This is a genomic window from Shewanella sp. K8, from assembly GCF_028823715.1.
Classification (GTDB): domain Bacteria; phylum Pseudomonadota; class Gammaproteobacteria; order Enterobacterales; family Shewanellaceae; genus Shewanella; species Shewanella algae.
In genome coordinates, this window is the sequence record NZ_JAPEHY010000001.1 from 62523 (window position 1) to 88031 (window position 25509).

Annotated in this window: 17 protein-coding genes; 8 read left to right on the forward strand and 9 right to left on the reverse strand. The window is 55.8% G+C overall.

Going from position 1 to position 25509, the window contains the following annotated elements:
• Positions 1-61: 61 nt before the first annotated feature.
• From ON072_RS00280 to ON072_RS00295, 4 genes are all read right to left on the reverse strand, one after another.
• Positions 62-7018 carry an Ig-like domain-containing protein gene (locus ON072_RS00280; protein ID WP_261752880.1) on the reverse strand — a complete coding sequence of 2319 codons (6957 nt, stop codon included), beginning with the start codon at positions 7016-7018 and terminating at the stop codon, positions 62-64.
• A gap of 91 nt (positions 7019-7109) precedes the next feature.
• Positions 7110-7685, reverse strand: a complete 576-nt coding sequence (locus ON072_RS00285; RefSeq protein WP_096142198.1) for a phage tail protein — start codon at positions 7683-7685, stop codon at positions 7110-7112.
• Between the two features lie 221 nt (positions 7686-7906).
• Entirely contained in the window at positions 7907-8398 is a 492-nt protein-coding gene (locus ON072_RS00290; RefSeq protein ID WP_025890131.1) for a GNAT family N-acetyltransferase, read from the reverse strand.
• A 30-nt stretch (positions 8399-8428) separates the two neighbouring features.
• Positions 8429-9355, reverse strand: coding sequence for a pirin family protein (locus tag ON072_RS00295; RefSeq protein ID WP_096142197.1), 927 nt, complete (start codon positions 9353-9355; stop codon positions 8429-8431).
• A 118-nt stretch (positions 9356-9473) separates the two neighbouring features.
• Here ON072_RS00295 and ON072_RS00300 point away from each other — a divergent pair, with 118 nt between their 5' ends.
• The 3 genes from ON072_RS00300 (at position 9474) to mog (ending at position 11452) form a co-directional block, all read left to right on the forward strand.
• The gene (locus tag ON072_RS00300) at positions 9474-9989 is read left to right on the forward strand and encodes an NlpC/P60 family protein (RefSeq protein ID WP_096142196.1); all 516 of its coding nucleotides are present in this window, start codon (positions 9474-9476) and stop codon (positions 9987-9989) included.
• A 16-nt stretch (positions 9990-10005) separates the two neighbouring features.
• Positions 10006-10845 (forward strand): hypothetical protein, encoded by an 840-nt coding sequence (locus ON072_RS00305; protein WP_261752879.1) that lies wholly within the window; start codon positions 10006-10008, stop codon positions 10843-10845.
• 73 nt (positions 10846-10918) lie between these two features.
• Positions 10919-11452: a molybdopterin adenylyltransferase gene (gene mog / locus ON072_RS00310; protein WP_028780400.1), complete on the forward strand. Its 534-nt coding sequence runs from the start codon at positions 10919-10921 to the stop codon at positions 11450-11452.
• 130 nt (positions 11453-11582) lie between these two features.
• On the opposite strand, the gene ON072_RS00315 is transcribed toward mog, so the two are convergent.
• Genes ON072_RS00315 through ON072_RS00325 form a run of 3 tightly spaced genes read right to left on the reverse strand, consistent with a single transcriptional unit; the run spans position 11583 to position 14937 of the window.
• Complete coding sequence (locus ON072_RS00315) at positions 11583-12719, reverse strand: ABC transporter permease (protein ID WP_371872533.1); 1137 nt, start codon at positions 12717-12719, stop codon at positions 11583-11585.
• Positions 12716-13450, reverse strand: coding sequence for an ABC transporter ATP-binding protein (locus ON072_RS00320; protein ID WP_028780402.1), 735 nt, complete (start codon positions 13448-13450; stop codon positions 12716-12718). The genes ON072_RS00315 and ON072_RS00320 overlap by 4 nt, the downstream gene beginning before the upstream one ends.
• Complete coding sequence (locus ON072_RS00325; protein WP_025009111.1) at positions 13447-14937, reverse strand: alpha/beta hydrolase; 1491 nt, start codon at positions 14935-14937, stop codon at positions 13447-13449. Before ON072_RS00325 ends, ON072_RS00320 begins: the two co-directional genes overlap by 4 nt.
• Before the next feature lie 83 nt (positions 14938-15020).
• On the opposite strand from ON072_RS00325, the gene ON072_RS00330 reads away from it, so the two are divergent.
• The 4 genes from ON072_RS00330 to ON072_RS00345 all read left to right on the forward strand — a co-directional run bounded on the left by ON072_RS00330 (position 15021) and on the right by ON072_RS00345 (position 20246).
• A complete protein-coding gene (locus tag ON072_RS00330) occupies positions 15021-15404 on the forward strand; it encodes a GntR family transcriptional regulator (RefSeq protein ID WP_107005871.1) in 384 nt (127 codons plus the stop codon).
• A gap of 290 nt (positions 15405-15694) precedes the next feature.
• The gene (locus ON072_RS00335) at positions 15695-17488 is read left to right on the forward strand and encodes an AMP-dependent synthetase/ligase (protein WP_144224111.1); all 1794 of its coding nucleotides are present in this window, start codon (positions 15695-15697) and stop codon (positions 17486-17488) included.
• Positions 17489-17615: 127 nt separating this feature from the next.
• Positions 17616-19820, forward strand: a complete 2205-nt coding sequence (locus tag ON072_RS00340) for a toxin-antitoxin system YwqK family antitoxin (protein ID WP_274625894.1) — start codon at positions 17616-17618, stop codon at positions 19818-19820.
• A 27-nt stretch (positions 19821-19847) separates the two neighbouring features.
• A complete protein-coding gene (locus ON072_RS00345; protein WP_144224107.1) occupies positions 19848-20246 on the forward strand; it encodes an acyl-CoA thioesterase in 399 nt (132 codons plus the stop codon).
• Between the two features lie 37 nt (positions 20247-20283).
• Here ON072_RS00345 and ON072_RS00350 read toward each other — a convergent pair whose 3' ends face one another.
• Positions 20284-21111, reverse strand: a complete 828-nt coding sequence (locus tag ON072_RS00350) for an AraC family transcriptional regulator (protein WP_245003280.1) — start codon at positions 21109-21111, stop codon at positions 20284-20286.
• Positions 21112-21197: 86 nt separating this feature from the next.
• Here ON072_RS00350 and ON072_RS00355 point away from each other — a divergent pair, with 86 nt between their 5' ends.
• Positions 21198-21896: a glutamine amidotransferase-related protein gene (locus ON072_RS00355; protein ID WP_274625895.1), complete on the forward strand. Its 699-nt coding sequence runs from the start codon at positions 21198-21200 to the stop codon at positions 21894-21896.
• Positions 21897-21993: 97 nt separating this feature from the next.
• On the opposite strand, the gene ON072_RS00360 is transcribed toward ON072_RS00355, so the two are convergent.
• A complete protein-coding gene (locus tag ON072_RS00360) occupies positions 21994-25488 on the reverse strand; it encodes a hypothetical protein (protein ID WP_274625896.1) in 3495 nt (1164 codons plus the stop codon).
• Positions 25489-25509 lie beyond the last annotated feature (21 nt).

The window sequence follows — 25509 nt, forward strand, 5'->3', positions numbered from 1 at the left end:
AAGAAGACCGCCATTGGGCGGTCTTCTTACATCTTGGCGGATCGCTTAAGCTAATCCAAGCTCAGAAAAAGAACTCCAGACCGATAAAGACACCGTCTACCTGATTTCTGTCCAGCATATAACGGCGGTAATCGGCTCTGATCGCCCACTGTTCGGAGAGTTGATATTGGCCACCCAGGCCCCAGTAAAAGTCGACGCCGGAGTCGTCATAACGCAACTCTTGCTGTAGCCACTGGCTGCTGAAGTCGCTCTCCCAGATAAATATCCCGCCGTTGAGGCTGAAAGACCAGTCGCGATATCGCCACAAGCGGTATTCGGCTCCGGCAGTTACCCCGGAGGCCAGTTGCGGCCCAAGGTTGGCAAGTGATTGCTGCAAGGCCTGTGGGTCGAGTGTGCTACCGGCCAGCATGAGTGAGGTTTCGCCCAAATCAAGATAGCCAAACTGCAGCGCCCAGGCATCATTAGCCTGGTAGTTCAGCGCCACAGACCAGGCGAAATCATCTTTGTCCAACTCTGTCAGTTTGACCTCTGCCGGTAAGGCCTTGTTGATATCCGACTCCGAGAGTCGGGCATGGCTGTAACCCAAGTTGAGGTTCACAGACCAGCGCGCCTGGGCATTGAAACTGACCCCAATTGCCAGTAGTAGCAACAGCGGCAGGCTTGCCAAACGCAGGCTTAAGCGCCTGAATCCTGCCATTAACAGCATTAGTGCCAAGGCCCAGGGGGCGACCGCCCCGCCGGAAGAGCGGTTTTCCACCACAACCTCTTGATAGGCCGTGACAGTCACCACTACCTGAGCGGTTGCCGAGGCGCCGTTGCCATCACTGACACTGAAGCTGATGATGTCTGTGCCCGCAAAGCCGGTCTTAGGTTGATAGCTCAGCGTCTGTGATGTGGTGATGCTGACGCTACCGGATTGAGCCACAGCGCTTTCCAGCGTCAGGCTGTCGCCATCCGGGTCACTGGCAGTGCTCAATACATCCAGCTCTATCGCCGTCCTGTCATCCGTGCCGGCGCTGCTGTCATTCACCACTGGAGCCCTGTTGTAAAAGACAACCAGTTCGGCATGGCTCATTGCCGTACCGCCCATGCCGTCGCTGACGGTATAACTCAGCTGTGCGTTGCCGATAAAGTCTTCCGGCGGCGTGTACATCAGGCTGAGCTTGTCGTCACTGACACTGATCTCACCGATAGAGACACTGGCCTGGACCAGATAGAGGCTGTCGTTATCGGCATCATTATCGTTGGCCAGTACGTCCAGCAGATGTTGCTGATTCCATGGCAAACTAAAGCTGTCAGCCTGGGCTATGGGGGCTTGGTTGGCTGACAGCTTCACGGCAACGCCGCCAGGGTCGACTATGGTGCCATTGGCTTGGCCGTCACCGTCGTTGGGGCCACCATCCTGAATAAGCAGTTGCACACACCAATGACCTTCAGTGAGGCCACTTTGCCAGCTGGCATCACCCATTGGTGGACAATATCCGGGTTCTCCCGCGCTGCTAAATATCTGGTTGTTGGCATCTGTTACAAACTCCTGCCAGCCGGAAGCGACGTATTTACGGTATTGAGCTTGTGCCGGTATCGCCTGAACTTGCGGGATCACTATGCTGACACTGCCGCCATAGTCACTGCCCTCGAGTTCGAAGTCGAATAAACCTCCGACAATTTTTCCTTCACTGTCATCTGGCAACATTGAGCCATCTTCCAGCTCAATACCGTTATCCAGCCGCTGTAGACTTAGCAGTCCCTTACGGGAGCAGATGCCGGGTTGCGCCTCGGCCAGGTAGCTATTGGGGCGGCTGAGCTGTTCGGGGATCACATTACAGGGGTGATCGCCCTGCAGATAGGCCGGAATACCGTTGCCGTCCGGATCGCCATAGCCTTCGGCACTATCCGGTAAACGGTTGTTGTTGGCGTCTGTTTCCCCAAGAGCCGGTAGCTGTGCCAGCAGCAATAGCTTGAGACTCTTGCTGCTTCCCAGCTGGGGGGAACCATCGTCCATGGCGTTCAATGTCAGAGTCACAATCCCTGGAGCCAGCGTTGCGGGGTCAAAGGTGAACTCGTTTGCAGAGGTCGAGAGGTTTGTCATCGCAGGCTCGCTGGACCAACTGAGGCTGATATTGTCTGCCGGGTTGGGGTCAGCGACTTCTGCCGTTACCGTCACTAAGCCATCCGAGCTGCTGACACTGGAGCGAATTTCACCCTGTTGACTGGCGCTCAAGCTGAGGTTGGGCGCCAGATTATTGTTACTGATGCGTATTTCAGTAGCGGCGTTGTGCCCGGGGTTTTGGCCGTCGTCCAGGGTGATTGTCAGCGATTTTTGTTGCCCGGCGGTCAAGTCGGCAAAAACATTGAACTCCAGGCTGGTGGACATTCCCTGACTCAAGAGCAGGCTTCCGCTTGCAAGGTCATGGTCTTGACCTGCAATCGCATCGCCGCTGACACTGTAGCGGATTTCCATCGGATACTCGGGGGCCGAGCCGTTGAGTAAAACCGGCACCTGCACTTGAGTGAAGTTGGCGACAGTTTTTGAGGCTCCCAGGTTAATCCTGGGGTATACGGTAACCAACTGCGACGCTGTGGCACTTACCCCCTTACCATCTGTGGTTTTCCAGTAAGCCAAATGTTGGCCGGGAGCAAAAAACGGGAAGCCGTTCAACAAGGATACCGGAATGGGGTTGTCATCGCTGTCGATGGCGCCGACCCGACCCAAGTTTACCCGGGTAAACAGACCTGTGGCGTTGGCTGTGACATCGGCCGGAATATTGATGACAGGGGCTTCTGGATTACTGCCTTCTATGTTGAAGCTCACCTTGGCACTGTCATAAAACTCTCCGTCCGTGATGCTGTAGCTGAGTCGCACCTGACCATTGAAGTTTTCCGGCACTGTCAGTTGCAGCTTATCTCCCAGTACAGTAGCAGTGCCCAGACTGGTGCTGATATCCACAATCGTCAGTGGATCGTCATCTGGGTCACTGTCGTTGGCCAGTACATCGAGTAAATAACTATTTTCCTGGCTGAAGGCCTGGGCTATCCGGTCGTGGTTGGCCTGTGGCGCTTGATTGACAGCCTTTACTTCCACACTAAAGGGCGCCAAATCTGTACTGAGCGCACCATCCGAGACTCGGATAATGATGTTGTCACTAACGCCTACATGTTCTCGCAGTGGAGTACCGCTAAGCTCGCCGCTTGCCGTGTTGAAACTGGCCCAGGCCGGTTTGTTGCTGATGCTGAACGTCAGAGGATCTTGATCCGGATCTGTGGCCGTGGGGATAAAGCTGTAATAGCTATCCTGATCTACGCTGCCGGCTGGAGTACCTGAAATACTGGGGGCCTTGTTATCCGGCTCCGGGGTTACAGTATTGGAGGGGCTTGAGGCCGGGCCTGTGCCTGCGATGTTGCTGGCGCTGACGGTAAAACTGTAGCCGGTGCCGTTGCTCAGGCCGCTAACTGTCAGCGGCGATCCGGTGCCGCTGGCGGTGAAACCACCCGGGCTTGAGGTGACGGTATAGCTGCTTATCGCCACACCGCCGGTACTTGCCGGGGCGCTGAAGCTGACCGTGGCGCTGGCATCGGCCGCGACAGCGCTGACAGACATCGGCGCGCCGGGCACCACAGCATTAACTGTAAAGCTCTGGGTCACTGTGGGCGCCGCATTGTAGCCGCTGTCCCCGGCTTGGTCGGCGTTAATGCTGCAACTGCCCGCACTGACAAAGCTGAGAGTGCCGGTAGTTGTGATGGTACAGACTCCAGTGCTGTTGGAGCTGAACACTGGCGCCAGCCCTGAACTGGCTGTGGCCGTAAGGGTTGGTGCGGTACCAAAACTCTGCGCCCCCGGGTTGCTGAAGCTAATGCTCTGGCTTGCCTTAGGGGTCACAGTATTGGAGGGGCTTGAAGCCGGGCCCGTACCCGCTGTGTTGCTGGCGCTGACAATAAAGCTATAGTCGGTGCCATTGCTCAGGCCGCTAACTGTCAGTGGCGATCCGGCGCCGCTGGCGGTAAGGCCACCCGGGCTTGAGGTGACGGTATAGCCGCTGATCGCCGCGCCGCCGGTACTTGCCGGGGCACTGAAACTGACTGTGGCGCTGGCATCAGAGGCAACGGCGTTGACGGACGTGGGCGCCCCGGGCACCACGGCATTGACCGTAAAGCCCTGGGTCACTGTGGGCGCCGCATTGTAGCTGCTGTCTCCGGGCTGATCGGCATCGATACTGCAATTACCCGTGGTGACAAAGGTTAAGGTGCCGGAGGCCGTGATGGTACAGACCCCAGTGGTACTGGAGCTGAACACAGGCGTCAGCCCTGAGCTGGCGGTGGCAGCAAGGGTTGGCGTGGTGCCAAAGTCCTGCGCCCCCGGGTTGTTGAAGCTGATGGTCTGGTTTGCCTTGGGGGTCACAGTATTGGAGGGGCTTGAGGCCGGGCCCGTACCCGCTGTGTTGTTGGCGCTGACAGTAAAGCTATAGTCGGTGCCGTTGCTCAGGCCGCTAACTGTCAGTGGCGAACCGGCGCCGCTGGCGGTAATGCCACCCGGGCTTGAGGTGACGGTATAGCCGCTGATCGCCGCGCCGCCGGTACTTGCCGGGGCACTGAAACTGACTGTGGCGCTGGCATCAGAGGCAACGGCGTTGACGGACGTGGGCGCTCCGGGCACCACGGCATTGACCGTAAAGCTCTGGGTCACTGTGGGCGCCGCATTGTAGCTGCCGTCTCCGGCTTGGTCGGCATCAATACTGCAATTACCCGTGGTGACAAAGGTTAAGGTGCCGGAGGCCGTGATGGTACAGACCCCAGTGGTACTGGAGCTGAACACAGGCGTCAGCCCTGAGCTGGCGGTGGCCGTAAGGGTTGGTGTGGTACCAAAGTCCTGCGCCCCCGGGTTGTTGAAGCTGATGGTCTGGTTTGCCTTTGGAACTACCGAGTTGGATGGCGCGGATGGCGAGCTTGTGCCCACGGCATTGATGGCCTGCACAGTAAAGGTATAACTCGTGCCGTTGGTCAGGCCTGCAACCCCTATCGGCGAGTTGGCGCCACTGGCGGTGATCCCGCCTGGAGATGAAGTCACTTGGTATGAGGTAATAGCAGAACCACCATCACTTGCCGGCGCCGAGAAGTTGACCACGGCTTGGCCATCCAAGGCAGATGCCGTGCCTATGATGGGAGCGCCGGGAACAGTAGGGACGGCAACAGTATGAACATCGCCAGAGGTGTAGGCTGCCGGCCCACTGTTGGCCTGAGCATCGCTGATGTTGGTTGCTGCTTTCAGATCCAGGCGCAGCGAACCGTTACCGCTGATATTGTTGATAGTTACAGTAACGCTGGTGCCTGAGCTGGCGGATACCGACGCAATATTACCTGCGGCAGAGCCCGTGTTGGTCAGGTTAAAGTCGTCGGTCGAGATATTATTGGCCAATTCATTGAAACTAACTGTGTAACTGATGCTGGTTGCGGTATCTGCGGGTGAGCCATCGATAGTAATTCCGGTCACTTCCGGAGCAAGGTCATCCACCACTGTGATGCTAAAGGCTTTTTCAAATGTGGCATTGCCTGAATCTGTCGTCTGCACCCGGATGCTATAACTACCGCCAACCAAGGTGGAGGCATTGTTGGCCCTGAGGGAATCACCACTGAGATTGAAGCTGCTATTGTTGGTGTCACCACTACCGGCAATCAAGGCATAACTGAAACTGTCACCAACATCGGCATCCGTGGTTGTCAGGGTGCCCACCACAGCATTGCTGCTGCCGCTTTGGCTGACGGAGTTGTTGGAAAGCGAGATATCTGTTGGGCTTTGATTACCGCTGAAGGCTCCAGTGACACCCAATGTAACACCACTGCTGCTTCCCTGGAGTATGGAACCATTGGTTTGGCTGTCATTGACAACTGTGCCGCTGGTTTCGTTGAGTTTCCAGTAGCCAATCAAGCCGGTTTCATTGCCCGCCAGCTCGAGCTGGCGGTTATTTTGAATTTCGGTTTGAGTCCGCGCCGTGCTCCAAAGGCGGATGTCATCTATTTTGCCGGTAAAGTTGTTTACCGAACCATGATTTTGAAGACCGGCGACCAGGTTGTTGACGTTTGCCGCTTGATAATCCGGCACTGTGTTGTTGCCACCCATGTCGGCAACACCAATACCTGTGGCTTGGCCATCCAGATAAAAATCCCACTGGCCGTTGTTGAAGACAAAAGCAAAGTGATACCAGACATTGGTTGAAATAGTGATTGGATTACTTTGGGTCAAAGAGCTGAAGTCGCCGCTCAGATCAACCGTCATTGTATTGTTATATATGATAAAACCACCGGCATCGAGTGAGCCGGTAATATCCATCAGATTGATGATGCCTGAGGTGCTGGAAAAATTGGCCCACATTTCCAGGGTAAAGGTGCTGTCATTGGCGAGTGCAGAGGCGGCATTGGTGAGGGTAACCGCATCACCGTCGGAGAATTCGTAAGCTGTGTTGGACAATAGCGTATTAAATCCTCCTACGTCACCGGAAAACAATGTCCTGGCTGCAATGGCCGAGGATGTGGAGTATTCGAGTTGCCAATCACCGCCAAGACGCTTGTTGCCTGTGGCGTTGGTTGAGGCCAATACGGGCCGGGCTAAAATCGAGGCCAGATTATCGACAAAGGCTTTACCCTTTGCGTCTTGGGCCAAGTTACAGGCGTAGAGATAGAGGGGGGCACCCGGTAGTAGCAGTTGATCCAACTGGGTGGCCAGTTCCCGCGGCGCCAACTTGTGGCCTGCCAACAGTATTTCGCCGCTTTGACCGTGAGTGATCAAGTGTAAACCCGAGTACTTCTTGTCTTGGGCTATCAAGGCGTTGAGTTCGGTCAGTTCGGTAATGGGTCTAGAGGTGAGGGCCGTGGTAGATGCCTGTTCCAGCAAGGTTTGATATTGAGAGATTGTGGCATCGACCAAGATGAGCTCAGCCTTTGTCCCTGGTTCTGTGACACTCTTTGCTTGTACAAATGGCAACAGCAACAATGTCACCAGGCTTAATATCCGTATTAAAGAGTTCATGGTTTTGGCAGCCCTGAATAGTCCGGTGTTAGCTTGAGCAATTCAACGGCAGCAGGAAAGCACACTTCCAACTGCCGTTGATTGTGATGCTTTATGTTCTGGGAGGGTAAATGCCTTGTAAGGCAATGATGAAGTTCACCACGGTTAACGGCTGGCGCAAGTCGACAGTGTCACTGTTGCCTGTTGTGTTTGTGTTGCCATCCAAGCTGACTGGTGACGGTTTCATACTGGTGTCCGCCGTGGTGCTGTATGCTTCCAGCGCATTGAGACCGCTGGCAATCTTGGCCGGTACTGTATCGGGGCCTGGCTCATCAGTGGTGCCGCTGCCGGTGGATGCCAGTGGGCTGACACTGGCATTGATTGAGTCAATGGCGTGGCTATGGGCGGGCAACTGGGCTGTTGTCAGATTGGTATCCTCGACTCCAAGCATCTGCCCTTGGTTGTATAAACTGGTGCCTGGACTCTGGCCAAAGCTGACGGGTACCCGGCCGCGAAGATCCGGCAGCTTAAAGGTGCTTACTCCATCACCGCCATACATAGTGCCTAATAAAGAGAATAAAGCCGTATTACTGGCAATGCTTATTGTCTGTCCGGCGCACAGTGCCCAACCTGGCGGAGCATAGTTGAAGCCCACCATACGAATTTCGCCGATAAAGTTGTCTGCCATGATATTCACTCCTTGAAAATGAAGGCTTGGCTTGAGCAAGCCCTCTTGATGATGTCCATTTACCTAGAGGTGTCGCTGCGAGGCAGTGACAGGTCTCCATAAACACTGGTACACAAGTCTGGAAATAACAAGTTGGTTACTGGATTTTAACTTTGATTGGGTGGTTGGCAGAGAATTGCGGAGGGAGGTAAGGTGTATCTTTGCAGGCCAGCAGCTGGTACTTAGTGACAGTGCCAGCGCATCAATTCGTGAGTCTCGGTAACATCCTGGGTAACAAAGCCTTTGTTCAAGTACAGTTTTTTCGCTTGCGGATTGTCCCTGGCGACCATCAGGGATACCGCCAGTTGTTTTAGCTGGGCCAGAGATTGAATGGCGTTCAGCAATTCGCTGCCCAGGCCTTGTCCCCGATACTCAGGTAACAAAGCCATATCCAGAATATGCAGTGCTTCAGTACCCGTGTTTAGGGTGAGTATTCCTGCCGCTTGCTCTTGCACCCGGAGTATTTGGGTAATGGCATTGGGATAGTGATTCTGGAACCAGGCTTGTTGCAGCTGAAACTGTTGTAACAACAGCACCTGAGCCATCTCCTCGGGTAGGCCCAGATGCAGAAAATAACTGCGGCAGGAGTTGAAGACTTTTTGGATAAAAGCTGTGTCTGCGGCCGTGGCCATTGAGGCCGACAATTGGGACTGAGGTGTGAATTCAAGCATCATAGTGTGCCCATCCTTGAGCCAAAAGATTGATTACCAGGGGATCGCCGGGGGTAACAGGCGTTTACCCCGGTAGCCGGGCACGGCTGCGAAGCGGGGATCTTCAGCCAGCCATTGCGCTTGAGCCGCGGCAATTTCAGCCTTGCTGTGACCAACAAAATTCCACCAGATGGTGATGGCTTCTCCCAGCGGCGCACCGCCAAGCAGCAAAACCCGACTTTCGGGCGCCAATTCCAGACTAACCTCGGTGCGATTCAATCCAAGATAGGCCAAAGTGTCTTGGGCAAAGGGCTCTCCATCAACTTGCATGCAGCCTTCGAGCGGCATCAGGCCATACTCGAAATTGGGATCCAAAGGCAGATTCAATAAGGCGGAATCATGGCTCAAGAGATCCAAACCTATGATGGGAGAGAAATGTACTGCCGGAGACTTGCGCTGTAACCACTGCCCTATCAGCAGGGTGAAGTCGACCCCGGATTCGGTCCAACGAGGCAAGTCGGCATAGTGATCGAATCTGGGCTGGGTATCTTTGTGGGCTTCGGGAAGGGCAATCCAGAGCTGGGCCGCATGTAACTCAGCATGCCCCGGCTGCGCTTCTTCGGTATGGGCAATGCCGTGGCCGGCGGTCATCAGGTTGACTTGTCCAGGGCGGATAAGTTGCTGACTTCCCAAGCTGTCGCGGTGCAATATTTCGCCGGCCAGCATCCAGGTGAAGGTTTGCAAACCTATGTGCGGATGGGGGCCTACATCCATCAAGGGGCCTGAAGATGCCGGGCCAATATGGTCGAGAAAGCACCAAGGACCTATCAGGCGCCTGGCTTTCTGGGGAATGGCCCTGGCAACCGGAATGCCGCCGACATCATCGAAACGCGGTTCCAGCTTCTGGATCTGTTGTCGGCCATCCTTACTGGAATATTCCCTCGAGCCGGCGTAAAACGGCGGTATTTGCCTGTCACCCATATAGCCTCCTTTGCGATAACCCGCTTCAGTTAGACTCGGGCATTTACCCGATTTTTGCAAATAGCAGCGGCTTATTGCACATTAGGGGTTCTTCAATGGCATCTGAGTTGGAACGAGCATGCAGCTGTGGCAGATATTGGCGACATTCCTGTTGTTGGGCGCCCTGAGTGGCTGTTCCGGTCGTCCCGATCCTGTTTCCGCTCCGGCTACAGTGGCTAAGCCCCAAGACGGCACAGAGTCCGAAGCCAAGCGCTCTGAGCAAGCGCCCCTGTCACAGCAGCGGCTGCTGACGATGCAGCGAGAATGGCATGGGGTTCCCTATCGTTTGGGGGGCATGAGCAAGCGAGGTGTCGACTGTTCGGGCTTTGTCAGCCTGACTTACCGGCGTTTGAGCGACATCATGCTGCCGCGCACCGTGGATGAACAGCGCAAGCTGGGGTTTGCGGTCAAGAAAAGTCAGCTCAAGGTCGGCGATCTCCTGTTCTTCAAGACTGGCTGGAGTAGCCGCCATGTGGGGATCTACATAGGCAACAATGAGTTTATGCACGCTTCTACCAGTCAGGGGGTGATGATCTCATCGCTGGATAACAGCTACTGGAAGCAAAAATATTGGCAGGCCAGGCGTCTGCTCTAGTGTCGGGAGAAGGGAGATGGATAGCCTGTTACTCGCCAAAATAGCTACCGCCATCATAGCCGTGGTGGGCCTGTCGCTGGTGGCTGAGCGGGTCAGCCCCAGAGTGGCTGGTATTTTGTCCGGCTATCCACTGGGTACGGCTATCGCGCTGTTTTTTATCGGCATTGAATTGGGTGAGCCCTTTGCCGCGGCCAGTGCCACCGCCGCCTTGTCCGGTTTTATCGCTTCGTTGCTGCTGATTTGTGGTTATGCCCTGGGTATTCGTCTCGGTGGCGAGCGGCCACTGCCTTTGGTGGCACTGCTGGGGTCAGGGCTGGGATTGCTGGCCTTTGGCCTCAGTGGCTATCTTCTGAGTCTGTTGAATCTTAATCTCCTCGGCGGAAGCCTGGCGCTGCTGCTGGCGATAGTGCTTGTGGGCTTGGTGCTTGCCAAAATACCGGACGCCACTGTGGCCAAGCCCGTTCGACTCAGCCCGCTGGTATTGCTGCTTAGGGCTGCGGCGGCCGCCATGATAGTGCTGTTGGTCACGGCGGCGGCCAAACTGCTGACGCCGGCTCAGGCCGGTATTCTGGCCGCTTTCCCCATTACGCTTTATCCGTTTTTGTTAATCATTCATCTGGCCTATGGTGCGCCGCAGGCGCAAACCATTATCAAGCATTATCCCAGAGGCCTGGGGTCGCTCATGTGTTATGTGATGGCGGTGAGCTGGCTCTATCCGCTGCTCGGCATTGCCTGGGGAACTGTGCTGGCGTTTGTGGTGGCGACCCTGTATCTGTTGGCGTTGAGCGCCTGGCACCGCTTGAGAACCAAGCCACTTGAGACTCCCGCCCCCGAGACGACAAAATGCTCCCGCTGATGAGGGCAGGAAAGCCTAATTGTGGTATGTTAGGCGCCACTGCAACACAAGCATTTTTGCCAAGGGGAACAGCATGGCCAAAGCCAAAATCGGGATAGTAACCGTTAGTGACCGTGCCAGTGCCGGAGTCTATGAAGACATTTCCGGTAAGGCGATCATAGAGACTCTCAATGCTTATCTCACCAGTGAGTGGGAAAGTGTTTATGAAGTGATCCCGGACGAGAGGGAGGTGATTGAAGCCACCCTCAAGCGGATGGCCGATGAAGACGGCTGTTGTCTGGTGGTGACCACAGGGGGCACTGGGCCGGCCAAGCGCGATGTTACGCCCGAGGCGACCGAAGCCGTGTGCGACCGTATGATGCCTGGCTTTGGCGAGCTGATGCGCGCCGAGTCGCTCAAGTTTGTTCCGACAGCGATTCTGTCACGGCAAACCGCCGGGTTGAGAGACGACACCCTGATAGTCAACTTACCGGGTAAGCCCAAGTCGATTCGTGAGTGCCTGGATGCGGTATTCCCTGCGATTCCTTACTGTATCGATTTGATGGAAGGCCCCTTCCTCGAATGCGATGAGACAGTGATTAAGCCGTTTCGTCCCAAGGCGAAATAAGCGCCACCCCGGTTTTTACCCGGCCGATACCCTTGGGTTTAGGGGGGCGGGTTTCGGGGTTTCGGCAATCGAAAGGCAAGCCAATATTGAATCTCGGCTTGCCTTTTCTTTTGCGGCCTTGGGGTTTGGATCAGAGGCCGAACACCACCTTTTCGCTCTTGAGTGAGCGCTCCAGCCCCAGCACCAGGGCGGCGGCTATGGCCAGCGTCAGCAAGCTGGATACCAACAGCTGCAGCAGCGGCAACTCCTTACCCTTGATAAAGGCCATCAGCGCCTGTTGCTGCCCCGAAACCGGTAACCACTGCAAGGTGTCCGGCGCTATGTCGTAACTGGCAGTCATTGCCAGGGCCAAGGGCACGAACAGCACTATGGTCAGATAGGACTGGGCTTCCTTGAAGGTCTTGGCCAGGAAGGACACAAACAGTTGCATGCTGGCGGCCAGCAGGGCGACCGGCAAGCCTATCAACAGCATCAGGGCAATAAACTCGGCGCTGATACTGATGCTGAAGCCGAGCTCCTGCCAGGGCACCATGGGATAGGCAAACTTGGAGATCAGCAAAATCAGGATCAAGCCCAACATGGCAAACACAGTTACCGCCAGCAGCTTGGAGATCACCAATTGCCTCGGGGTGACAGGGTGACTCAGCAGCAGCGCCAAGGAGTTGCGTTCACGTTCGCCGGCACTGGTATCTATCGCCAGATTCATCCCGGAAATAAATACCGAGTAGATCATGGTGAAGATGGCGATTCCGAGGATCATTCCGCCCTTGGAGTCGGGCGTGGCCTGATCCTGCAGTTGCACCTTAATCGGCTGCATTATCCTGGGGTCTATACCGCGGGCCAGTAGGCGCAGGCTGCCCATTTCGGAGGAATAACCCTGCAGCGCCCGCTCCAGACGGCGAATCGATTTCTGCAGCTTTTCATCCGAGTTGTCGGCTATCAGGATCACCTCGGCCCTTTCGCCTTTGGCCATCTGCGCCCGATATTGCTCGCTTATCTGCAGTATCAGAGCGCCTGCCTGCTCGCCGCTGTCCTGATTGATCCCCTTCTGGCCGAGATAGCGCACCAGATCCGGCGCCTGTTCGGCGTTGTCTATGCGAATTTGCAGGTCATCCGGGCTGGAGAGCTGACCAATCAGCACCACAAACAGACCGCACATGATCAGCGGCGTGCCTATGGCATAGTAGAGACCGGCCATTACAGAACGCTTGTCGCGGGCGGCATCCAGCAGTTCCTTGCGAACCAGTGTCAAGAGTCGACTCATCATGCGGCTATCCCCTCATCCGTGCCTATCAGTTGTATAAAGGCATCTTCCAGTGACTCCTTACCGGTTTGACGGCATAGATCGGCCGGGCTGCCAACGGCCACCACGCGTCCCTGGGTCATGACAATCACCTTGTCACAGAGAGCGGCGACCTCCTGCATCACATGGCTGGAGAACAACACACAGTGGCCCTGGCGTTTGAGATCCAACAGCAGCTCTCGCAGTACCCGGGTGCTCATCACATCCAGCCCGCGGGTGGGTTCGTCGAGAATAATATTGGTCGGTTGATGCACTATGGCCTGAGCCAGTGCCGTCTTCATCCGCTGCCCCTGGGAAAAGCCCTTGCAGTGGCGGTCGGCAATATCGTCCATCTTGAGTTTGCCGAGCACATCGGCAGTCGCCTGCTTGGCGGCCTTACTCGGCATGCCGCTGAGTTCAGCGAAGAAACGAATATATTCCCTCGGACTCAGGCGTTCATAGAGGCCGAAGGGATCCGGAAACAACCCCAGTTGCTGCTTGGCCGCCAGTGGATTGCGGCCGACATCTATACCGTCGACTTCGGCTATGCCTTCGTCCGGTTTCAGCAGGCCAAACACAGTGCGCAGGCAGGTGGTCTTGCCGGCGCCATTGGGGCCGAGCAGGCCGGTAATCATGCCATCTTCGGCGCTGAAACTCAGGCCATCCAGGGCTTGAACCTTGCCAATGCGCTTACTCAGATTGGTCACCTTGATCATTTTGTTCCTCCTGGAATGGCTTCCACTGTGCTGGCGTTGAGATAGAAACTGCGACGCACATCTTTGTTGAGACACTCGCCATCCAACTTGTCCGGCGCCGTGCCCTTGACCAGCTCGGCGATCAGCTCATTGGCGCAGGACTGGGCGGCAACACCATGGGTGGCATAGGGGGAGATCAAGTGTCTGGCGTTGCTCAACTGAGCCATGGCCAGCTCACCCCAGGAAGGCGGCGTGGCGGGGTCCTTGGCTCCGGAAAGCAACAGGGTGGGGATATCGCTGGCTATCGGCTCGGCAAAGGTGGCCGCCGCGGCCGGGACATTCCAGATAGGGCAGCTTCTGTCCAGGCTGCTGAGCATCTCTTTGCCTATGACGCTGGCCTCTGCCTGTTGGCGCTCGGCGGCGGTCAATCTGGGCCAATCTTCACCGCAAACCACGGCGGCGTGCATGCCCATGGCGATACCTGTGCTATCGACACTGAGAGCCATTAATCCCAGCAGAGGTTGGTATTCCTCCATGGCCGCCCGGTGGATGGCGTAGGGCAGCAGAGCTCTGACCGAGGGGCTGTAGAGCGCCATTCTCAGGCTGCCAAGCAGCTTGCTACGGGTCAGGGTCAGCATGGCGATATCACCGGTTACCGGATGAGGCACCTTCTTCATCACCGCATGTTGCCCCAGGCGCTCGGCCAGCTGGTTCAGTTCCTGACGCAGCTGTGGGTAGGTCTGAGCGCACAAAGCGTCCTGCTCACAATCGCTCAGCAGCAGATCCTGGGCCCGGCCAATGGCGGCACCTATGGCCAGCACACTCTGCTGCATAGGCACGACGCCATCCAGGGTCACTGTCTTGAGTGCCTCGGGATAGTGGCGCATATAGAGCTGAGCCATGCGGCTGCCGTAGGAGATGCCATAAAGGTGCAGCTTCTGATAACCCAGATGCCGGCGAACTGCTTCGAAGTCGTGCAATGCCTGCTCGCTGCCGTATTGGCTGATGTCGGCATCCAACTTACTCAGGCAGTTACGGGTTTCCTGTTCGACATCGAGCGCTTCGTCGTTATAGGCCAGGGTTTGTTCCAGATCCAACGCCGCACACTCAAGGGCGTTGGACTGGCCGGTGCCGCGCTGATCTATCAGCAATATGTCCCGGTTTTGACGCACTTTGCTTAAGATCAGGTTGAAGGTGGCGGCATTTTCGATGGCCGACTGTCCCGGCCCGCCGGCGATGGCCAGTACGGCTTCATTGGGGGCGGTATTCTTGATTGCCGGCAAGACGGCATAGTGGATTGCCAACTGGCGCCCTTCGGGCTTTTGCGGATCCTCCGGTACTCGAATCGTGCCGCAACGCAGACGCTCAGACAGACCATCGACATAACAGCCCGTGCTTTCGGAAGCTGTCTGTGCCTGACTCAGTGGCGTCCAACAAAGCCCCAGTGCCAACAGCAGCATGCTGGTTACGGCAAGCCTGTGGTGCCGGCCAAAGTTCCTTTGCTTCATGCTTGTGTTCCTTTTTGGCATTCCTGCCGGAGTGTGTTAGTTTTATTGGTGTATCAATGTATTAATACAGTGTTTCAAGGCTAATGTTAGAACTATTGCATGTCAACCCCGGCAGCGGCGAACCCATCTACCGTCAATTGAGCGAGCAGATTATTCATCTGATCGTCGGCGGTCAGCTGCCCGAGGAAACCGTATTGCCCTCGGTGCGGCAGATGGCTGAGCATCTGGCTGTAAACCCCATGACAGTTTCCAGGGCGGTGAAACAGTTGGTGGAGCAGGGATGGCTGGAGCGGCGACGCGGCCAGGCAACCCGGGTAGCCCAGCGCCGGGCCCATCAGAATTTGTCGGCCGAGGCCATGATAATGCCGCAGCTTGAAGACTTGTTGGCAACGGCGCAGCAATTGGGGTTGTCGCAACAGGGGCTGCAACAGTTGGTAGTCAAACATTGGCCCCGAACCAAAGAATAACAGGGAACAAGTATGAAACAGCCGGCCGGGCGATTATTGCATTTCGCCAAGATTGGACTGTGAGTCTTAGCGCGGGTCAGGCTGCTCTTTGCCAAGGACGTTGTTTCATCTTGGCCGCAATAGATTATGGCGTACAGAAGTACTGGAACCCTGATATAACAACTGGTCTGATCTCTATGGGTGGAGCGTGATACTGTACGGAATTAGAGCAAAAGCTCTTATGTTTGCCTGAGCCTTGGGGTAGAATCTCAAAAGCGGAACAGCTGTAAGCTAAAAAGGTAAACCGAGTTATGTCTCTAGAGCAGTACAGAATCACCCATCTCTTGCGTCAGCAGCTTAAAGCGCGCGCAGAGCATATCGCCCTGGAAGGCTTCGAAATGGCTGCGCCTTGGGACAAGGTCAGCTGGAATGAATTTAACCGTATCAGTGCTGCCATTGCCGGAACTCTGATTGCCAACGGCTTTGAGGTTCAGGATCGCGCCGTGATCTTGTCTCGCAACTGCCCGCAATGGACCTGTGTCGATGTCGGTGTGATCCGCGCCCGAGGTGTTGTGGTGCCGGTTTACCCTACCTCCACCCTGGAGCAAGCTGCTTATATCATCAATGATGCCGGTGCCAAGCTATTGTTTGTGGACAACAAAGCTCAGTATGAACTGGCTTGTGAGTTGGAGTCCTTGTGCCCGACACTGAATTGCGTGGTGGTGTTTGACAAGCAAGTCACCCTCAAGCAGCCTCATCATCAACACCTGGACACCCTGCTAGAGCAGACAGTGCCCGAAGAAGCGCGCACTGAGCTGGCCTCCAGGGAACAGAGCGCCACGCTGGACGATCTGCTGACTCTTATCTATACCTCTGGTACGACCGGCGATCCCAAGGGGGTGATGCTGGATCAGCGTAACTTCGCCTCGGCCATGCGCCAGCATCAACAGAAGATCCCCTTCAGCAGTGACCAGGTGTCACTGGTTTTCCTGCCCCTGAGCCATGTTTACGAGCGGGGTTGGAGCTTCTATGTGCTCAGTCGTGGTGGCCGTAACGTTTACCTTGCCGACACTCAAAGAGTCAAGGAAGCCATCGCCGCCGTGCGTCCTCACACCCTGTGTGTGGTGCCCAGATTCCTGGAAAAGGTATACAGCGCGGTGCAGGACAAAGTTGCCCGAGCCGGAAATGGTCGCCGCCAGTTATTTGCCTGGGCATTGTCAGTGGGCGAGCGCCAGTTTGAGGTGATGCAGGGCCGGGCCAAACCCAGTGCCTGGTTGTCGTTGCAATGGCATCTGGCCGACAAGTTGGTTTACGGCAAACTCAGAGCCGCTCTCGGTGGTCGCCTGCAGCTGATGCCCTGTGGCGGCGCGGCTTTGGATGCCAAAGTGAGTGCGTTCTTTGCGGCCATTAACCTGCCGGTACTCTGTGGTTACGGTATGACAGAAACCACGGCAACCGTTACCTGCAATACATTGGACAACAGGGTTACAGGTTCCAATGGCCGCTGTATGCCTGAGGTGGAAGTTCGTCTCGGGGCCGAGAATGAGATTTTGGTTCGCGGTGATACCGTGATGCGCGGTTACTTCAACCGTCCCGAGGACACAGCCGAGGCCTTCGAAGATGGCTGGCTCAGGACTGGTGATGCCGGCTACCTGGATGAACAGGGCAATCTGTTTATCACCGACAGGATCAAAGAGCTGATGAAGACCTCCAACGGCAAGTACATTGCGCCGCAGCGGGTTGAAGGCAAGGTGGGTTGTTGTCCCTTTATCGAACAGGTGGCGGTGGTTGCCGATGCCCGTAACTATGTGACTGCGCTAATCGTTCCTGCCTTTGAAGCCCTGGAAGCCTGGGCCAAACAAAAGGGACTCAGTTATGAATCCCCGCTGGAGCTGATACGTCACAGCCATGTGGTGGAGCATTTTGAAGAAAGGCTCAAACACCTGCAACAGGAGCTGGCGGGTTTTGAACAGATCAAGAAGTTTACCCTGCTGCCGGAAGCCTTCTCTATGGAGGCGGGTTTGATTACCCCGACTCTCAAGCTCAGACGCAAGATGATCTATCACAAATATTCCCGCGAAATTAACGCCATGTATGGTGGTTAATTCTGAAAAAGGCTGCCTGGGCAGCCTTTTTTAATAGCATGATTCCTTTAGATTTAATACCGGCTGTTGTAGTATTGGCCCCCAATCTTGGCCGGGTTGCCAAGGTCATTTCTCAAGGAAGCAGTATATGGAACGACTATTCCAACCGGGCTTGCTCACAGGCTTATTTCTCCTTATTTTTTCCCCGCTTTCTTCAGCCTCTGAATTGGCTCACGGCCCGCTGACACTACCGGCAGGAGACAATGAGCAGTTGTCTTTCTTCCGGGATGGCGAGCAGCTGCTGGCCCAGATAAAGGGCGACAATGACAGTGAAACACTGGACAGCTTCCCGGCAGCGACTCAGGTTGTCGCCGTCTTTTATCAGGATCTCGATGGTGATGAGCAGCGCGAAGTCCTGGTGATGCTAAAGACCGGCTCAGAACTTTCCATCAGGGGATATGGTCGGGACTACAGCAATTGGCAGTGGCTGCAACGCCTGCAGCCCAGGCTTGACCGGCTGGCTCCTTCCCTCAAACACTTCACCGTGGCCGAAGTGCGTAAACAGTTGAAGCGCTGGCCGCCGCAACAATATTTGATGACTTACGATATTGACGCCACTGATGACGCCAACATCAGGGCCTTGCTGCAAGGTGCCCTGGAGAGTGACGGGCAGCTCTTGGGTTACCGGGATGAAGAGGGGCGGGCGGTGAAGCGCGCCGAGCAGGCGTACTCCTATCGGCTCAAGTATCCCGTCAGTATTAAAGAGGGACAGACAGCATTCTTCCTGACAGCCAGCTTCGAGCGGCTCAGCTTTGGTATTGGTGAAGCTGAAGGATTTATGGTGACCGAAGTGGCTTACCAGCGCGATGATATCGAGGGGGAGGCTGGTCGCAGTGGCCCGCTGCTGGGGTTTACTCCTACCGGTGGCACCTGGGGCGGTGTGACACTGAGTGCCTATTACCAGGGCGGTAAGTTGCATGGTAGTTGGGCCAGCTATAGCCCACGAAATGGCCGTATCAACGCCGCCGGTGACTATAAAAATGGCTTGCAGCAGGGCGAGTGGATAGAGGCTGACTTCGATGGTCGTTTTTGGCGGGGGCAGTACGTCGACGGCAAGCAACAGGGCCTGTGGAAGCTGGAATCCGACTATGACGAAACCTTGTCGCTGGGGTTTGCGAACTACAAAGATGGCTTATTGCATGGTGAATACGAGGAGCTTCTGGCCGATTTTGGCAGTGACGCCGAACCCACACCCACAAAAATCTGGCTCAAGGGTGCGTACTTTGACAACAAACGTCATGGCCCCTGGATTGAAGATGGCAACAGGGTGACTTATGACCATGGCTTGAAAGATGGCCTCTGGGTTGAGATGGATGGCGAATCTGAGCTGCGGACCCATTACCATCAAGGCAAGAAACAGGGACTGCGGCAGCGACTGGGTCGCAGCGGCAAACTGCTGCTGGAAGAAAATTATCTTGCCGATCAGCTTGATGGCCAGAGTCGTTACTTCTATGCCAGTGGCCAGCTGAAAAAGCTGGCGCAGTTCAAGCAGGGTAAGCAAGATGGCCAGCAGCTGTATTTCCATGAAAATGGTCAACTGAGCAGTTTGTATGATTATCAGGCGTACCAAGATAAAGAAGGTCGTTGGTATGAGATCCTTCAGGGACAGGTTCTTAGATACAGCGAGCAGGGGCAACTGCTGGAGGTGCAGCAGTATCGTGATGCTCGCGCCGAAGGCCGCTGGTATCGCTTCGATAAACAGGGGCAACTGGAGCGCCTGCAAAACTTCAGTCAAGGGCTGGGTCAGGGAATGCAGGCCAGCTTCAGCCCTCATGGGATCTCCTCTTTTCGGACCGTAGAAAAAGGGATATCCATAGGCGATGGCTATCGTTTTCACCGCAACGGCCAGTTGCAGGAGATCAACTTCTATTGCGATTATGACGGCGCGGCAACCAGCAATAACCTGTGCGGTTGGCAACACAGCTTCTATGAAGATGGTCAGGATGCTTGTTTCAGACGCCTCAGCTACGGTTATGAACAGGAATATATCTGCTATGACCGTGAGGGACGGCTGCTCAAGAGCCAGGAGCTAACGGCGGCCAACAAGATGGTTGAACGCCGTTACATCAATGGCAAGTTCCATAAGGAGGAGCCGAGGATCTCTGTATACAACCGGATGATCAATGGCGAACAGGTTTACAACTTCAATGGTGCCCGTTTCGATGGCGTGGTCATAGGCATCTATCACGATGGCCGCTATGAAACCCTGTATCGGGACGGCAAGAAAATTTGCGGCAAACAGTTTGACCCTCAAGGTAAGCTGAAGGCCGGCAAAGACAAGTGCGAGTTTTAATCAACAATAATAACAATAGGATACCCTATGGAAGCGTTAAGCCTGGATATTCAACCCAGATTCAATGAAACCGATGGCCTGGGCCATATCAATAACACTGTGCTGCCCGTGTGGTTTGAAGCCGCCAGAGAGCCTGTGTTCGAAATCTTCAACCCAGGTCTGGATCTGGCCAACTGGAACCTGATAGTGGCCGGATTCACCATCGCCTTTAAGGCGCCCACCTATTACGGTAAGACAGTCAGAGTATTGACCTCGGTCAGCCGCATAGGCAACAGCTCGTTCGAAGTATTGCAGCAGAGTTGGCAGGGAGAGCTGCTTACCGCCGAAGCCAAGACCACCCTGGTGCACTACGACTACAGCTGTGAGCAGAGTCGACCTATTCCGAATGAGATCCGTCAGCGTCTGCAGTCTTTGCTGCGGGAGTGAGTCGGCGTTTTCCAAGTACAGATTAAGCCAGCGTCTTCTACGTTGGCCTATTCTGGCTACGGTATTGGTGAGGTGTCTGATCAAAGAGACCTTTGAAGGCACAGATAAAGGCAGAATCGGACTGATAGCCCGCCTGAAATGCCACCTGTTGCACTGTTTCACCTTGTTCCAACTGCGTCAGCGAACTCAACAAACGTAGGTGCTGGCGCCAGAGTGGATAGCTGCAACCCAGTTCCCGGGCAAACAGCCGGGAAAGAGTGCGCTCGGATGCGCCCACCCGCTCGGCCCATTGGGCCAGAGTCATTTCCAATGCCGGCCTGGCAACTTGTTCATCAAAAATCCGCAGCAGACGTTTGTCTTTTGGCAGCAGTAACCCCAAACGATAGGGCGCCGCCTGGATCACCTCATCCTTGAGAACCGCCAACAACCTCAACCTTGCGTCTGAGGCTTGCGGGCTGGGTGCTTGTGTCATATGCAGCAGCAATTCCCTTAGAAAGGGAGATACTGCCAAGGGTTTGGCCTGAGTGGGAAAGCCCTGGCTATATGCGGGATCCAGGTAGAGACCGATGAACTGGGTATCCACCAGGACTCTGGACTCATGCTCCTGGGTTGCCGGAATAAACAGGGCGCCGTTATGGGGCAGTATAAAGCGGGTATCCCTGACCTGAGTCTGTAACAGGCCGCTTGCCGGAAACACCAACTGATGCCAGTTGTGGCTGTGCCAGCTATCGACATGCCCTCTGGGCATCCACAGTTCTTTGCTGAGCACCCGGGCGTCGGGATAAGCCGCTATCAGCCCGTTGGCATCGAACCGTGCTTCTGAAGCTAGGGTATCTGTTGGGGAAATAGTTTGGCGGTTTGGCAATGTTATCTGTCTTTGTGTCGATATCTATCGGTCTGCTGTCAAGGCTAACATGACGGCCAACTGAACAACAAACGCGGGAGCGACAGGTGAAGGTACATTTTATTCAACATGAGTCTTTCGAAGGGCCGGGGGTTTTGGCGAACTGGTGTCGCGCGCGCGGCTATGAAGCCAGCTATACCCGCCTCTGGCTTGGTGAATCCTTGCCGCAGAGCCTCCAAGGCGTAGGTTTATTGGTTGTGCTCGGAGGCCCACAGTCACCGGCAACCGGCATTGCTGAGTGCCACTATTTTGATGCCCGGGCGGAACAGGCCTTGATAGCCAGAGCCATTGCCGGACAGGTGGCTGTGTTGGGCATTTGTTTGGGAGCGCAGCTGATTGGCGAGGCGCTCGGTGCTCCTTTCGAACCCAGCCCAGAGGTTGAGATAGGCTTCTTTCCCGTGACCTTGACCGCGGCCGGCAGGGCGCATCCAGGCCTGGAAAGCTTCGGCGACAGTGTCACTCTGGGGCATTGGCACCATGATATTCCTGGGCTGACGGCCGATAGCAAGGTGTTGGCATTCAGTGAGGTGTGTCCGAGGCAGATAGTGGAATATGGTGCCAGAGTGTACGGCTTTCAGTGCCATCTGGAATTTGACGCCGAGGTGATAGAGGCGCTTATCAGTCACAGTGCCGCCGAGTTTAGTCAGCCCCGTCCTTGGGTGCAGCCACCTGATGTACTGCGCCAGGCCGAGACTCAGGAGATGAATGCCTTGTTGTGGCAATTTCTGGACTGGCTGGTGCGCTGAAGCGGGCAGCATAGACAGCCTAAAAGGCGTGCCCATGCTGCCTGGCGTCTATGTGGCCAGCCCGCCAACCCCCTTGCCTTACCCAAATCGGCGGCGGTTAGGCAAGCTCTGCCATGGCGTCTCTTACCCGACGGGAGCCATCTTTGGCCAGCGCCGAGAGCAACTCGGCCGCGTCGGGATAGTCGCCTTCCAGGCAATCGATCAGCTCGATTTTCTCATTGACAGTCAACTGAGTAATAAGGGGCGTCAGCGTGCCGTTTCTCAGTTGAGCGACTAGCCAGTCACAGGGAGCCTCATATTCCCCCTTGCCGAGGCAAAAACGTAGCAGTTTCATCGGCTCAAGCCGCAGCGGCTCCAGAGTTTGCAGCAGCCAGCTCAGCGCGGCTTCTTGCAGCTCATCGCTGTCCTGGTATCTCCTGTCTATGTATCGCGCCGCTGGCCAGTCGCCGCGGCGCACCTTGTCGGCCATAAAGGCCCGCAATAGCTGCTTATCGAACAGTTCAAATCCCAATTGGTAGCCAAGCAGGAGCTGCAGCAGTCGCTGCCGGGTTGGGGGGGGAAGCAGCCACAGGCACTGCTTGAGGTCATAACGCTCGTAGGATGAGTAGATACTCAGCTCATCAAGGACGAACAAGCGTTGCAGGCAGGCTTGCATGGCTGCCAGCGGCAGTTCACCACTCAGGTATGCTTGCAGTCGAGCATTGACCAAGGCGACCCTGGCATCGACCGAGTACAGGGCCTTGAATGCCGCCAAGATCTCCTCGGCGCTGACACTCTCGTCAAACAGCAGCACCTCGCCCGGAACACCTTGGGGCAAGCCCTCCGGCGGTATCGCTTGGGTCAGTAATAATGCCTGCAACTCTTCACCCTGACGTCGAATCAGGCTGACATTGAGCCAGTCCCATCTGTCATCTTGGGCCTGCTCGCAAACCACAAGTTGCGGCGCGGCAACCACAGGCTGCTTTATGCCCCGCTCCAGCAACTCGCAGCGGCCATCAAAGTCTTGAGCCAGTACCCGCTGCCAACTCTTGAGGTTGTCGCGAATAAAATACTCGAGGCAGAGTGACCACTCCCGCTGCAGCTCAGGGTGTTGGATAAAGCCTTGTCCGGGGTATTGCAGCTCCAGCAGTTCGAAGGCATTGAGCTTCTCTCTATCCGGCAGTCGTCTCAGTGCCTGCAGCAGTGAATCTACCTGGCTCGATGAGGCCTGGGTCAATGGGCTCAGCTGCGCTAGCGCGCGCAGGGTGTTGGCGCCATCGCCGCTGCTCAGCGACAGTTGGAAGTCAAATACTGTCAGCAGGGCTTCACTGACGCCGAGTGATCGCATGCTATCGACAAAGCCCTGGCGCTCGGTATCAGAGTCAAACTCAGGGTCGAAATTATCGTCACTGTAAGGCATGGCGGCATAATGCAAGAGCTTGAGTGGCGCCAGTTCCAGCAGCCATTGCCACAGGCGCCGGGCCAGTATGAGAGCCGGCGCTTGCGGCTCATTTGGCTGAGCCGAGGAGTGAGTTAAAGCGTGCTGCGAGGCCAGCAGGAAATAGCACAGCATGGCACCGCGGCGAAAACCGTCTTGTTTGTCGAGCAGCAGGTATTTGGGCTGGAAGTCACTGATGGGCTCCAGGGTCAATTGGCGGCCAACATCATCACGCCCTCTTCGATAGAGCTGGTCCTGTGCCAGTTGCAGCGCCTCAAGCTCACAAAGAGAGGGGTCGGGCCGACAGATAAACGCCTTGAGCGGCTTGGCATCGTCTGCGGCCTGTTTGAGCACTTGCCCGGCAAGCTGTTCCCAAGGGCTATTAGCGTTTAATCTCTCGCTCAGCGCCCGGCTGGTGGCGTCATGGCACCCGGCCAGACAGTCCTGTTGCCAAAGGAAGGCCAGCAACACATAGTGGCCGAGCTCCATTTGGCTCAGTGGCCAGTTATCCGGGTTGGCAAGCTGGCGGTGTTGCCGGAACAAGGCCAGGGTCTTGTTCAACAAGGGGCGGTTGTAGACCTGGCGCTTGTCGTTCCATTGCTGCAACAGTTTAACCAGTTGCGCCTCGAGCAGTGCCTGCTCACTCGTGTCACTGAGGTTGCCGTAGCGCTGCAGATATTGGCCGTCATCAAGCAGTTCTTCATCGTCGACCAGGTTTTCGCGGATCTCTTCCAATTCGGGTTTGCCAAGCCAAGCGAACCAGATATCCAGCAGGCGTAAATACTGCTGTTGCCTTTGCTGCAGACTCTTTGATGGCAAGATATCGGCAAAGGCTTCGACATCTTCTTGATCACCATGGAGCAGTTCATAACGGCTATCGCTGAGAATGCTGCTCAGCTCTTCGGCAACATGCCGATTGGATTCTGCCGTAACGCAGTAGTCGACTATGTAGTGATAGAGCCCTAGGGCTTTGGCCTTACAAGCGGGAATTAATGCTATTGGTTGCTGAGCCGCCAGCGCCTGGGATTGGCTGCCATCATGCAGATATTGCCACAATGCCGCGCCTTGGGGTTGCGCCAGTACCAATGGCTTTAACAGACGCAGCAGCCTGCCCGGCCTCTCATCGTCCTCATCCTGATAGCTGTCGTCTTGCTCATCTGCGTCGGTTTCGGCGCTCCCGGTTATGCCGCATCTATAACAGGCCAGGGCGCCACTGGCCTGGCTCTCTATGGCGGCGCGCAGGTCGCTTATCTCCTCTTCGAGACTGGCGCGGATAAACTGGCTTTCAAGCAGGGTATCCAGCCCCTCGCTCTGTTCAACTTCAAACCAGGCAAACTCAATCGGGTACATGCTGACAAAGAAATGCAGCACGGCATCGACTCTGCCGAGTGGGCGGTCTTCGGCGGCGAGCAGTTTGGGGCTATTGAGTAAACGCTCGCTCAACAGCTGTTTGAACAGAGGATATTGCTGTGGATTTTGCTTGAGGAAGTCGGCCAGTGGCTGATGACTCTGAATGCCGGTTTTGCCGCTGTAGAAGAAGCCCTGGCGCATGTGGTCGCTGTCGCACCAGACAAAGGCCCGCAGCATATCCGGGCTCCAGCCATTGAGTTCGAGCAGCCGTGCCATATATTGCTCATAGCCATTGCTGTAGACATTGTCCCAGGCGGGGATAAGAAAGCGTGCCAATAGCCAGGCCAGTTCGGGCATGCGCCGGGCCAGCAGAAACAGGGCCTCGACCCCGAAAATGCGGCTGTCGTCCAGCCACATGCGCTGCAGATCATTGTGCCTGCGGGCGAAGTCTATCATGACCTCGGCGGTGGCCAGCAGTTCGGGTGCCAGGCGAGAGTGTTGCATGGCAATGGCGAACAGCAAGGGTTCAGAGAGATAGAGGTCACATTCGTCACTGATGAGTGGCGGCAGCATGAATACTTCGCCATCCGGCCCCAGGCTCAGGGCTTCCTGCAGCAGGCTGCGCAGTGCTGAATCTTGCAGGTCATCGATTTGCAGGCGGCGGTTGCCGCTGTCGGTCACTGCGACAAATTCGATATCGAACATGCCCTGGCGCAGAATAGTACCTTGCTGCAGTTGTTGCCGGTATTGCGCCAGTGCCAGGCTGATGGAGAGAGGATCCCGGGGATCCAGCGGGATAAGGGTGTGCTTTTTAAATGACTGCATCTTCCTGACTCAGTAACTGCG

Bases quoted from the DNA above. Each gene is read 5' to 3' on its own strand.
- ON072_RS00280 (WP_261752880.1), bottom strand. From the start codon at position 7,018: ATGAACTCTTTAATACGGATATTAAGCCTGGTGACATTGTTGCTGTTG.
- ON072_RS00285 (WP_096142198.1), bottom strand. From the start codon at position 7,685: ATGGCAGACAACTTTATCGGCGAAATTCGTATGGTGGGCTTCAACTAT.
- ON072_RS00290 (WP_025890131.1), bottom strand. From the start codon at position 8,398: ATGATGCTTGAATTCACACCTCAGTCCCAATTGTCGGCCTCAATGGCC.
- ON072_RS00295 (WP_096142197.1), bottom strand. From the start codon at position 9,355: ATGGGTGACAGGCAAATACCGCCGTTTTACGCCGGCTCGAGGGAATAT.
- ON072_RS00300 (WP_096142196.1), top strand. From the start codon at position 9,474: ATGCAGCTGTGGCAGATATTGGCGACATTCCTGTTGTTGGGCGCCCTG.
- ON072_RS00305 (WP_261752879.1), top strand. From the start codon at position 10,006: ATGGATAGCCTGTTACTCGCCAAAATAGCTACCGCCATCATAGCCGTG.
- mog (WP_028780400.1), top strand. From the start codon at position 10,919: ATGGCCAAAGCCAAAATCGGGATAGTAACCGTTAGTGACCGTGCCAGT.
- ON072_RS00315 (WP_371872533.1), bottom strand. From the start codon at position 12,719: ATGATGAGTCGACTCTTGACACTGGTTCGCAAGGAACTGCTGGATGCC.
- ON072_RS00320 (WP_028780402.1), bottom strand. From the start codon at position 13,450: ATGATCAAGGTGACCAATCTGAGTAAGCGCATTGGCAAGGTTCAAGCC.
- ON072_RS00325 (WP_025009111.1), bottom strand. From the start codon at position 14,937: ATGAAGCAAAGGAACTTTGGCCGGCACCACAGGCTTGCCGTAACCAGC.
- ON072_RS00330 (WP_107005871.1), top strand. From the start codon at position 15,021: ATGTTAGAACTATTGCATGTCAACCCCGGCAGCGGCGAACCCATCTAC.
- ON072_RS00335 (WP_144224111.1), top strand. From the start codon at position 15,695: ATGTCTCTAGAGCAGTACAGAATCACCCATCTCTTGCGTCAGCAGCTT.
- ON072_RS00340 (WP_274625894.1), top strand. From the start codon at position 17,616: ATGGAACGACTATTCCAACCGGGCTTGCTCACAGGCTTATTTCTCCTT.
- ON072_RS00345 (WP_144224107.1), top strand. From the start codon at position 19,848: ATGGAAGCGTTAAGCCTGGATATTCAACCCAGATTCAATGAAACCGAT.
- ON072_RS00360 (WP_274625896.1), bottom strand. From the start codon at position 25,488: ATGCAGTCATTTAAAAAGCACACCCTTATCCCGCTGGATCCCCGGGAT.